General features: G+C 61.4%; 9 protein-coding genes. 7 read left to right on the top strand and 2 right to left on the bottom strand.

Annotated elements, in window-relative coordinates; all coding sequences use genetic code 11:
* The 4 genes from ACTJGZ_RS14865 to ACTJGZ_RS14850 form a co-directional block, all read left to right on the top strand.
* Positions 1 to 614, top strand: a 614-nt coding sequence (locus ACTJGZ_RS14865; protein ID WP_441663681.1) for a DctP family TRAP transporter solute-binding subunit, incomplete at its 5' end; no start/stop codon positions are given.
* Positions 615 to 706: 92 nt separating this feature from the next.
* Entirely contained in the window at positions 707 to 1,324 is a 618-nt protein-coding gene (locus tag ACTJGZ_RS14860) for a TRAP transporter small permease (protein WP_441663680.1), read from the top strand.
* The gene (locus tag ACTJGZ_RS14855) at positions 1,321 to 2,646 is read left to right on the top strand and encodes a TRAP transporter large permease (protein ID WP_441663679.1); all 1,326 of its coding nucleotides are present in this window, start codon (positions 1,321 to 1,323) and stop codon (positions 2,644 to 2,646) included. Before ACTJGZ_RS14860 ends, ACTJGZ_RS14855 begins: the two co-directional genes overlap by 4 nt.
* A 407-nt stretch (positions 2,647 to 3,053) precedes the next feature.
* Complete coding sequence (locus tag ACTJGZ_RS14850; RefSeq protein WP_441663678.1) at positions 3,054 to 3,752, top strand: aspartate/glutamate racemase family protein; 699 nt, start codon at positions 3,054 to 3,056, stop codon at positions 3,750 to 3,752.
* A gap of 104 nt (positions 3,753 to 3,856) precedes the next feature.
* Here ACTJGZ_RS14850 and ACTJGZ_RS14845 read toward each other — a convergent pair whose 3' ends face one another.
* Positions 3,857 to 5,485, bottom strand: a complete 1,629-nt coding sequence (locus tag ACTJGZ_RS14845) for an acyl-CoA synthetase (RefSeq protein ID WP_441663677.1) — start codon at positions 5,483 to 5,485, stop codon at positions 3,857 to 3,859.
* 167 nt (positions 5,486 to 5,652) lie between these two features.
* On the opposite strand from ACTJGZ_RS14845, the gene ACTJGZ_RS14840 reads away from it, so the two are divergent.
* From ACTJGZ_RS14840 to ACTJGZ_RS14830, 3 genes are all read left to right on the top strand, one after another.
* Positions 5,653 to 7,653: a sensor histidine kinase gene (locus ACTJGZ_RS14840; RefSeq protein ID WP_441663676.1), complete on the top strand. Its 2,001-nt coding sequence runs from the start codon at positions 5,653 to 5,655 to the stop codon at positions 7,651 to 7,653.
* A gap of 34 nt (positions 7,654 to 7,687) precedes the next feature.
* Positions 7,688 to 8,335 (top strand): response regulator transcription factor, encoded by a 648-nt coding sequence (locus ACTJGZ_RS14835; RefSeq protein WP_441663675.1) that lies wholly within the window; start codon positions 7,688 to 7,690, stop codon positions 8,333 to 8,335.
* A 117-nt stretch (positions 8,336 to 8,452) separates the two neighbouring features.
* Positions 8,453 to 9,430, top strand: coding sequence for a hypothetical protein (locus ACTJGZ_RS14830; protein WP_441663674.1), 978 nt, complete (start codon positions 8,453 to 8,455; stop codon positions 9,428 to 9,430).
* Between the two features lie 44 nt (positions 9,431 to 9,474).
* Here ACTJGZ_RS14830 and ACTJGZ_RS14825 read toward each other — a convergent pair.
* On the bottom strand, positions 9,475 to 10,044 hold a 570-nt coding region (locus tag ACTJGZ_RS14825), incomplete at its 5' end, for an MFS transporter (RefSeq protein WP_441663673.1).

Raw genomic sequence — 10,044 nt, 5'->3', positions numbered from 1 at the left:
AGGACCTGCTGGCCAAACTGGAGCCCAAGGGCATCACCGGCCTGGCGTACTGGGATAACGGCTTCAAGGTCATGAGCGCCAATAGCCCGATCCACACGCCCGACGACTTCCTCGGCCTGAAGCTGCGCATTCAGTCCTCCAAGGTGCTGGAAGCCCAGATGAAGGCGCTGGATGCGGTGCCTCAGGTGATGGCGTTCTCCGAGGTGTATCAAGCCCTGCAAACGGGCGTGGTGGACGGCACGGAAAACCCGCCTTCCAATATGTACACGCAGAAGATGCATGAGGTGCAAAAGCACGCCACGCTGTCCAACCACGGTTACCTGGGCTACGCCGTGATCGTCAACAAGAAGTTCTGGGATGGCCTGCCTGCCGATGTGCGTGAACAGCTCGAACGCGCCATGAGCGAAGCCACGACCTACGCCAACGATATTGCCCAACAGGAAAATGATGATTCCCTGGCGGCAATGAAGGCGGCCGGCAAGACCACTTTCTATGAGCCGACCGCCGAAGAGCGCCAGCAGTGGATCGACGCCCTGCTGCCGGTGCACAAGGAGATGGAATCCCGCGTGGGCAAGGACACGCTGGACGCAACCTACAAGGCCCTGGGCCGTTGATTTTCCTCAGCGGGGTCCGGCGCTCGCCAGACCCCGCCTGAATGCGCCGGGGCCACCCGGCGCCTTGATTCCAGGTTCCCTGGGAGTTCTCCATGTTCCTACGTTTACTCGACCGTTTCGAAGAAGCTTTCGTGTCGTTCCTGATGGTGGCCGCCGTGCTCATCATCTTTGTTGCCGTCTGTCAGCGCTATTCCATCGGTCTGGTCGCGGATATCGTCGCCTGGGCACGCGTCAATGACTACCCCACCCTGATGTCCAACGCGCGCGCGTTTTACCGCTCTCTGACCAACATCAATCTGCTCTGGGCGCAAGAGCTGTGCATTTATCTGTTTGTCTGGATGGCCAAATTCGGCGCCGCTTATGGCGTGCGTCTGGGTATCCACGTCGGTGTCGATGTCGTGGTGACCAAGGTCTCGGAGCCCATGCGCAAGACGCTGACCGTCATCGCGCTGCTGGCGGGCGCGCTATTCACATTCATCGTGGCCTGGATCGGCGCCAATTTCACCTGGGATATCGGCCATACCAATCAGGTTTCCGCCGACCTGGAAGTGCCGATGTGGATTGTGTATCTGGCCGTGCCGCTGGGTTCCTCGCTGATGTGCTTCCGCTTTTTGCAGGCGCTTTACAACTACCTGCGCACCGGCCAGCTGCCGCACCATGTGCCTGGCCACAATGACGAGCACGACAGCCCCGAAGGAGCCGCAGCATGACCACCTTCATTATTTTCGCGCTGCTGATCGTCCTGATGCTCACCGGCATGCCGGTGTCCATCGCGCTCGGCCTGACGGTGATCACCTTCCTGTTCACCATGACCAACGTCCCCATGGACAGCATTGCGCTCAAGCTGTTCACGGGGATCGAAAAGTTCGAGATCATGGCGATCCCGTTCTTCATCCTGGCCGGCAGTTTCCTGACACACGGCGGCGTGGCGCAACGGATGATACGTTTCGCCACCTCCATGGTCGGCCACCTGCCCGGCGGCCTGGGCCTGGCTGCCGTGCTGGCGTGCGCCCTGTTTGCCTCCATCTCCGGCTCGTCGCCCGCCACGGTTGCCGCCATTGGCTCCATCATCATGCCCGCCATGGTGAAACAAGGCTTCCCGGCGCAATTCGGCACCGGTATTGTCGCGACCTCCGGCGGCCTGGGCATTCTGCTGCCGCCGTCCATCGTGATGGTGATGTATGCCGTCGCGACCAGCGGCATGATGGTTGAAGGCCCGGATGGCGTGCGCGTCGCCTCGGCCTCCATCGGCCAACTCTTTATCGCGGGCGTCATTCCCGGTTTGCTGCTGGCGCTGATGCTGGGCATCACGACCATGTACCGCGCCTGGAAGCACAATTACCCGCGCCAGGAAAAAGCAAGCTGGAAAGAACGCGGGATCGCCTTCCGCGATTCGATCTGGGGCCTGATGCTGGTCGTCATCGTCATGGGCGGCATCTATACCGGGGTCTTCACGCCGACAGAAGCGGCTGCGATGAGCGCGGTGTATGCCTTCATTATTGCCATGTTTGTCTATAAGGACATCAAGTGGCGAGACCTCAAGCGCATCATCCTGGAATCGGCCGGCATGAGCGCGATGCTGCTCTACATCATCACCAACGCCGTGATGTTCGCCTTCATCCTGACGTCGGAACAGATCCCGCAAAACATCGCGGCCTGGATCGTGGAGCAAGGCCTGGGCATTGTCGCCTTCCTGCTGTTCGTCAACGTGCTGCTGCTTGTCATCGGCATGGTGATGGAACCGTCCGGGCTGGTTCTGATCATGGCGCCAATTCTGTTCCCGGTGGCCATGAAACTGGGCATAGATCCGGTGCACTTCGGCATCATCCTGGTCGTTAATATGGAAATCGGCCTGGCGACACCGCCAGTGGGGCTTAACCTGTATGTGGCCTCAAGTATTTCCAAGCTGGGCTTGACCGAGGTCACTAAGGCGACCTTCCCTTGGCTGATTACCGGGCTGATCTTCCTGTTGATGATTACCTTCATCCCGGAAATTACGCTATGGCTGCCACGCGTCACCGGCTGGCTATAACGCGCTAGCACCCTCAGACCGGCCCCCTGCCGGTCTGAGGGCGGCGCGATAAAGGACAGCGCAATAAGACGGCGCCATAAGGCAAATCAAGCAAATAAGGCAAGACAGCAACGCCAGCCAAGCGCCTGGCGTTGCCAGCCCAAGACTGCGCGCCAGGGCATCAACGCGGACGTGCGTGCCGCCTCATCGCCCCGCCCTGCAATCCCTTCCTCATTACGCTATGCTTCCCGCTTGCCGTGCGGGCACGGTGCGCCGCCATGCCGCCGGCCATGCTGTCTTCACGAGGTCTGCACCCGGTCTTCAGGCTATCTGTACGCAACTGACGGACATTTTTCTGCCCGGCATGACGCCTGCCAGGCATGCGCTGCCCTGAGCCGGAATGCGCCCCCAGCAAAAAAAGGAACAACATGAAAACGCTAGGCCTGATCGGCGGCATGAGCTGGGAATCAACGATTCCCTATTACCGGCAGATTAATGAGACAGTCAAAGCCCAGCTGGGCGGCCTGCATTCCGCCCGAATCGTGCTCTGGAGCGTCGATTTCCAGGAAATCGAGTCATTGCAGCGCCGCGGCCTGTGGGACGAAGCCGGTCTCTGCCTGGCTGACGCCGCCTGCCGCCTGCAAGCCGCGGGCGCCGATGCGCTGGTGCTGTGCACGAACACCATGCACAAGATAGCCGCCCACATCACGGCGGCCGTCAGCATTCCGCTCCTGCATATTGCCGACCCGACCGCACACGCCATTCAGGCTGCCGGTCTGTCGCGCGTGGGCCTGCTGGGCACGCGCTTTACTATGGAACAGGATTTTTACCGCGAACGCCTGGCGCAACAGCATGGGCTGGATGTCCTGATTCCCGACGCGCGCGACCGGGACGACGTGCACCGCATCATTTATGAAGAACTCTGCCTGGGACAAGTCAGCGCGGCTTCCCGCGCCGTCTATCTAGCCGTCATCGAGCGTCTGGTCGAACGCGGCGCGCAGGGCATCATTCTGGGGTGCACGGAGATTTCCTTGCTGGTTCAGCCTACGCATGTGGCAACGCCGCTATTCGACACCACGCGCCTGCATGCCGAACATGCTGCGCACTGGGCGCTATCCGGGGGCTGAACCCTTATCTTGCCTGGCCTGCCGCCCCCGTTTTGCCGTTTTGCCGCTTCGTCTCGTGCCTTTTACCGCCAGGCGAGGCGGTAAAAGGCACAAGGGAGCCTGTCTTACAAGGTTCTGGCCCGGTCGCTGAGCACAAACTTCTGGATTTTGCCGGTGGAGGTTTTGGGCAACTCCGCAAATACCACTTTGCGCGGCACTTTGAAGCCCGCCAGATGCTCGCGGCAGAAAGCAATCAGCTCGCTTTCGCTCACGCCTTCGTGATTCGGCTTGAGCGTAATGAACGCGCAAGGCGTCTCGCCCCATTTTTCATCGGGCCTGGCCACCACCGCAGCTTCCAGCACTGCCGGATGGCGATACAGCACGCCCTCTACCTCGATGGTGGAAATATTCTCACCGCCCGAGATGATGATGTCCTTGAGCCGGTCGCGGATTTCCACATAGCCATCCGGGTGCCAGACCGCCAGGTCGCCCGTATGGAACCAGCCGCCCACAAACGCTTCAGCCGTGGCTGTCGGGTTCTTCAGGTAGCCCTTCATGACGGTGTTGCCGCGCATGAAGATTTCCCCCATCGTCTGCCCGTCACGCGGCGTGGGCGCCATGGTTTTCGGGTCGGCCACCATCACCCCTTCCATGGTGGGATAACGCACGCCCTGGCGCGCCTTGATGACGGCGCGCTGTTCCAGCGGCAAGGCATCCCAGGCTTCATGCCAGGCGCACACCACCACCGGCCCGTAAACCTCCGTCAAGCCGTAAACATGTGTCACGCTGATCCCCATCTCCTCCACAGCGCCTATGATCTTGGCTGGCGGCGCCGCGCCGGCCACCATGGCCTTGACCGGGTGATCTATCGCCGCCTTGGCCGAATCCGGCATATTGACCAGCGCATTCAGGATAATGGGCGCGCCGCACAAATGCGTCACCTGCTCATCCCGGATCAAGTTCAGGATTTTCTGGGGATCCACCCGGCGCAGAAAGACATGCGTGCCCGCCAGCGCCGTCACCGTCCACGGATAACACCAGCCATTACAGTGAAACATGGGCAGGGTCCACAGATAGACCGGATGATTGCCCAGGTTCCAGGTCATCTGGTTGCCCATGGCATTGAGAAAAGCGCCGCGGTGGTGATACACCACGCCTTTGGGGTTGCCGGTTGTGCCCGAGGTGTAATTAAGCGAAATAGCCTGCCATTCATCCTCAGGCCACTGCCAGTCATAAGCCGGGTCGCCTTCCGCCAGCAAGGCCTCGTAATCCAGGCCGCTGACCGGCTGCCCTTCGCCATACTCGGGGTCGTCCACATCCACCACCAGCGGACGCCGGGCCGGTGACAGCATACCCAGCGCTACGTGCACGACTTCATGATATTCACGGTCGGCAATCAATACCTTGGCTTCGCCGTGCTGAAGCATGAACGCAATGCTTTCGGCATCCAGGCGCACATTCAGCGTATTGAGCACCGCCCCTATCATGGGCACCCCGAAGTGCGCTTCCAGCATCGCAGGAATATTGGGTAGCATGACAGCCACGGTATCCCCTTTGCCTATCCCCCTGCCCGCCAGCGCCGAAGCCAGCCGCCGGCAACGGTCATAGGTCTCGGCCCAGTTGCGGCGGATCGCGCCATGGACCACGGCGGGATAGGCGGGATAAATACTGGCCGTCCGCTCAATGAAGCTCAAAGGACTCAGTGCAATATGGTTGACCGGGTGCGGGGCCAGACCATCCTCGAAAATCGACATGCTCAACTCCTCCAGAGAATGAATCCTGCTTTCCTGCTTATCGGCACGATGCGTCATGCGCCAGGAATAGTTCTGGAAAAGGTTATATATCCCCTGGAAGGAATATGATATTAGTACCAGTACCATATAGAACAATATCTATATAAACATAGAACAATCCAGTGAATATGGAAGAATTACCAGATATCACCCGTTCTCGCCTGCCTGGCGGCATGCCAGCCGCAGCCGCTGTGTCTCCCCCGGCCATGCCTCCAGCCGCCACGCTGGCGAGCTGGCTGCGCCTGCAACAGCAGGATGCGCCGCTGGACATGAAAACGGATTTCCTGCTGCGTGCCCTGGCCGCCTGCCCGGGCATCAGCCGTGCGTACTATCTGGTCTGGCATCAAGACTCTCACACCTATCGTCAGCTGGGCGAGCATCATTTGCCCCCCGGACAGGGCGACCCTCTGAATGCCAGCGATAGCGCGCTGCATGCCTCTTTGCAGCAGACGCCGCGCCTGACGCTGCACGCGCTGCGCCAGCAGCCCGGCTGGCTGGCCGGCCGTTTGCGGCGGGCCAGCCTGGAACATGGCCTGGCGCTCTCCCTGGCGCTGGCGCCCGCTGCGCCAGGACTGCTGTTGGTTGAGCTGCAAGCCGGTGAGCGCGGCGACTGGCTGGCATGGCTGCATGATGTCCTGCAACTCCTCGCTGCTGAACCGCCCCCGCATGGCGGCATTCCCCTACTGGCGGCCGACCCCTGCCCTTCGCTTGTGCTGGGCAGCCAGGCGGAACTGCTTGCGGCCAACCCGGCGCTGCTGTCCCTGCTGGCGCATGAGCCGCTGGCCCATTTCGCGCATTGCCTGCCGCTCAACTATGCGCAGATAGTCCGTTCCTGCCTGGCCCAGGGCCGGGCCATCGAACAGCAGGAAGCCACGCTGGGAGAACGCCTGTTGCTCTGGAGCTTCATTCCGGATCTGGCGGCCGGGCAGGTGCTGGCGCGCGGCCGCGACGCCACGGCCGAATTGCGCGCCGCGCGCGAAGCGGCGCGTTCCCACCGGCTTTACCGCCTTATTACGGAAAACACCACGGACCTGATCGCCCGCCACGATACGGACGGCGTTTTCCTGGACGCCTCGCCCGCCTCATGGACGCTGCTGGGCTATTGGCCGGAGCAGCTGCGCGGACGCGCGCTGCAATCCTTGCTGCACCCGCAGGACGCGGGCCAGGCTTTTGAACAGGCGCAGGCAGCGCTGGTCGATGACGGTTATCACACCATGACGTACCGGCTGCGGCATGCGCAAGGCCATTATCTCTGGTTTGAAACCGCCAGCCGCGCGATCCGTGACACCTACACCGGCGCCGTCATCGAAACCATCAGCGTGCTGCGCGACATCACGGCACGGGTGCAGGCGGAAGCCAATAAACGCCGTCTGGAAGATGAGCTGGCCCACACCAGCCGCCTGATTACCCTGGGTGAACTGGCTTCCGGCATTGCCCATGAAATCAACCAGCCCCTGGCTGCCGTGATGAACTACGCGGGCGCGTGCCAGCACTACCTGCGCGGCGCGCCGCAAGCGCCGCATGCCACCGAACGGGCCATCACCGAACGGGTCATGCAAGGCTTGCAGCGCATCAATGAACACGCGGCGCATGCCTCGGCCGTCATCCGGCGTCTGCGCGCCTTTCTGCGTAAAGAACAGCGGCGCACCCAGGCCATGGATATCGCCGAAGTCGCTCAGGAGGCCATCCATCTATGCGCCTGGGAGGCCAGCCAGCATCAGGTCGAAATCGAAGCCTGCGTGCCGGCGGATTTGCCGCCAGTCTATGCCGACCGCGTGCTGCTGCAGCAGGTGCTGCTGAACCTCTTGCGCAATGCGGTCGATGCCAATCGCGAACACCGCCCCGGCGAACCCTCGCGCATCACCCTGGAAGCCTGGGCCCAGCCGGCGGACTGCCTGCGGGTGCGGGTGCGCGATCAAGGCCCGGGTTTAAGCGCCGACGCCAGGGAAAAAGTCTTCACGCCGTTCTATACCAGCAAACCCGCCGGCCTGGGCCTGGGGTTGTCGATGAGCCGCAATATCATTGAAGGTTTTGGCGGCGAGATGGATATCGTGGAAAATGGCCCTGCTGGACTGGTGATGGAATGCCGCTTGCCGCTGCGTCCGGAACCAGCGGGATATACAAAATAAGGCCCCAAAAAGGCCAAACAAGGAAACAGGACGCATGCCGGAAGCTGCAACGCAAATCGTCTATGTCGTGGATGACGACCAGGGCATGCTGGACTCCACCGTCTGGCTGCTGGAGTCTGTCGGTCTGAAAGGCCTGCCTTTTACCTCCGGCCAGGCCTTTCTGCAATCTGGCCCGTCAGCTGAAGGCGCCTGTGTGCTGCTAGATGTCCGCATGCCCGGCATGGGAGGGCTGGCGGTACAGGAAGAACTCCGCAAACGCGGCCTGGATTTGCCCGTTATTTTTGTCAGCGGCCACGCCGACGTTCCGATTGTGGTGCGGGCCTTTCGCGCGGGCGCCTTCGATTTCATCGAAAAACCGTATAACGAACAATTGCTGCTCGATAGCGTCCAGCACGCCCTGAATCGCCAGCCCGCCGCCCCGGCCAATCACGGCAATACCGAAGCGCATGCCAGGCTGCGCCAGCTGCTGGACAGCCTGACACCCCGGGAACGCGATGTGTTCCTGCCGCTGGCGCGCGGCTACAGCAATGGTGAAATCGCTCTGCAGCTGAACATCAGCATCAAAACCGTCAATCTGTACCGTTCCCGCGTGATGCGGCGCATGCAGGCGCAATGCCTGCCGGATCTCGTGGGCCAGGCGATTGCCGCCGGCCTGCTCGACCCCTTGGACCTGCGTGCCTGATACCGGCACGCGCTTTCTGCGGCATGGATATCCCGTATGAACATGGCCAATAGCCGCCCGGCGCGCCTGCTTGCGTATAGAATCGCTCCACCCCTGAAATATTAGGATAGAGCGAATATGGAATGGTTTTCCCGGATACAGATCGGCGCGGATATTGCCACTGGTCTGACCATCATTGGCGCCTTGCTGTCGTGGCTGATCAAAAGCCGTGCCGATGCCCGCAAGGAACGTTTGCGCGGTATTAACGACGCGGCACGCGCCGTGGCGGTGCAAAGTATCCAGCAAGTGCTGAGCGACCTGGCCCGCGATTTCAACAAGATCGTGGTCAGCGCCAGCACCGTGGAACGCCGCATCGACTTCAATATGGATGCGGGCATAGAAAAATGGCAGAAATCCCTGGCGCAGCGCATCAACAGCGGCAATCTGTCGCTGAACGCCGTGATGGCCGATCTCGAACAGATACGCGTACAGATATCCGAGTTCTATGAGTTCGCGGCCTCCTCGCGCTATGTCCTGTTTCCCGCGCTCTCCTCTCTGCCCGAAAGCAAGGAAGTCATCACCCGCTTCAAGGAAGATTACAGCCGTATCGGCGCTGTCTATAACACCTTGTCCGGCGGGCGCCTGGCCTTGTTGCAGGCCTTGAAAGAGCTGGTCGCCGACATCGCTGACTACCAGGCTGCCAACCCGGACGCGGAAACGGGCAAGCTCGTGGAGCAGTTTCAAGCCCGGGTCGCCGCTATCGTGCTGGACCCGGATTACAGCAAATGGGTCGCTACCTTCCTGTCCCAGGAAGACAGGCCGGAATTCGAGCGCCGCATTCAGGAAAAAGACTATGCCGGCACTGAGCTGATCAGCGACGCGATTTTGGGTCTTCTGAGCGGCGCCGTCTCGCGCGGCAATATTCTGATTGCCCAGATTCTGATTTTCACCAGTTCAGAACTGCAATCGGCCCGCCGCCAATGCAAGGAGTTCATGATTATGCTGGCGGCCATTTCCAGCCGTTTGCAATCCAAAGACAATGGCTTGCCAGTCCCGAAGCTGATTGAAGTCCTGCGCAGCGACGAATACTTCGCCGTTGACCGCGAAGTGCGCTGAGTGCGCTGATAGCGGCCTGATGCGGCCCCGCCTGCCGCCCGCCTTCAGGCGGGCGGGCTGCGCAGCAAGCCGCGTATGACCCAGCTCATCCAGCCCAGCAGGGCCAGCAGAGACGCCAGCAGCGGCCACCAGCCGCCATGTTCCCAGAACCAGCCGCCGCAAGCGCCAACGACACTGGACCCCAGGTAGTACGCCAGCAGGTATAGCGAGGCCGCATGGCCTTTGTTTTCCGCCGCCAGGCGCCCCACCCAGCCGCTGGCCGTCGCGTGGGCGACGAAAAAGCCAATAGTCAGCAAAATAATGCCCAGGACGATTGCCGCCAGCCAAGGCAGCCCCGTGCAAATCAGGCCCAGCGCCAGAAAGCCCAGCCCGCCCGCCAGCACGCGGCCCCGCCCCAGGCGATCCGCCAGCCAGCCCGCCATGGGCGACACAAAAATGGCAAAGATATAAGCCAGGAAAATCAGCCCGATCTCGCTCTGGCTCAAGCTGTACGGGGGCGCCAGAAGACGAAAGCCGACATAGTTATAGAGCGTCACGAACACGCCCATCAGGCAAAAACTGGCAATGAACAAATGCCGCAACCCCGGCTGGCGCCAATGGCGTCCCCAGGCCTG

Origin of the sequence: Kerstersia sp., assembly GCF_052103615.1 — a bacterium.
Classification (GTDB): Bacteria; Pseudomonadota; Gammaproteobacteria; order Burkholderiales; family Burkholderiaceae_B; genus Kerstersia.
The sequence above is the reverse complement of the archived record's forward strand: the minus strand, read 5'-3'. Positions and strand labels throughout refer to the sequence as shown.

What these genes read in the sequence shown, in the direction of transcription:
- ACTJGZ_RS14860 (WP_441663680.1), top strand. Translation starts at nt 707, where the DNA reads ATGTTCCTACGTTTACTCGACCGTTTCGAAGAAGCTTTCGTGTCGTTC.
- ACTJGZ_RS14855 (WP_441663679.1), top strand. Translation starts at nt 1,321, where the DNA reads ATGACCACCTTCATTATTTTCGCGCTGCTGATCGTCCTGATGCTCACC.
- ACTJGZ_RS14850 (WP_441663678.1), top strand. Translation starts at nt 3,054, where the DNA reads ATGAAAACGCTAGGCCTGATCGGCGGCATGAGCTGGGAATCAACGATT.
- ACTJGZ_RS14845 (WP_441663677.1), bottom strand. Translation starts at nt 5,485, where the DNA reads ATGTCGATTTTCGAGGATGGTCTGGCCCCGCACCCGGTCAACCATATT.
- ACTJGZ_RS14840 (WP_441663676.1), top strand. Translation starts at nt 5,653, where the DNA reads ATGGAAGAATTACCAGATATCACCCGTTCTCGCCTGCCTGGCGGCATG.
- ACTJGZ_RS14835 (WP_441663675.1), top strand. Translation starts at nt 7,688, where the DNA reads ATGCCGGAAGCTGCAACGCAAATCGTCTATGTCGTGGATGACGACCAG.
- ACTJGZ_RS14830 (WP_441663674.1), top strand. Translation starts at nt 8,453, where the DNA reads ATGGAATGGTTTTCCCGGATACAGATCGGCGCGGATATTGCCACTGGT.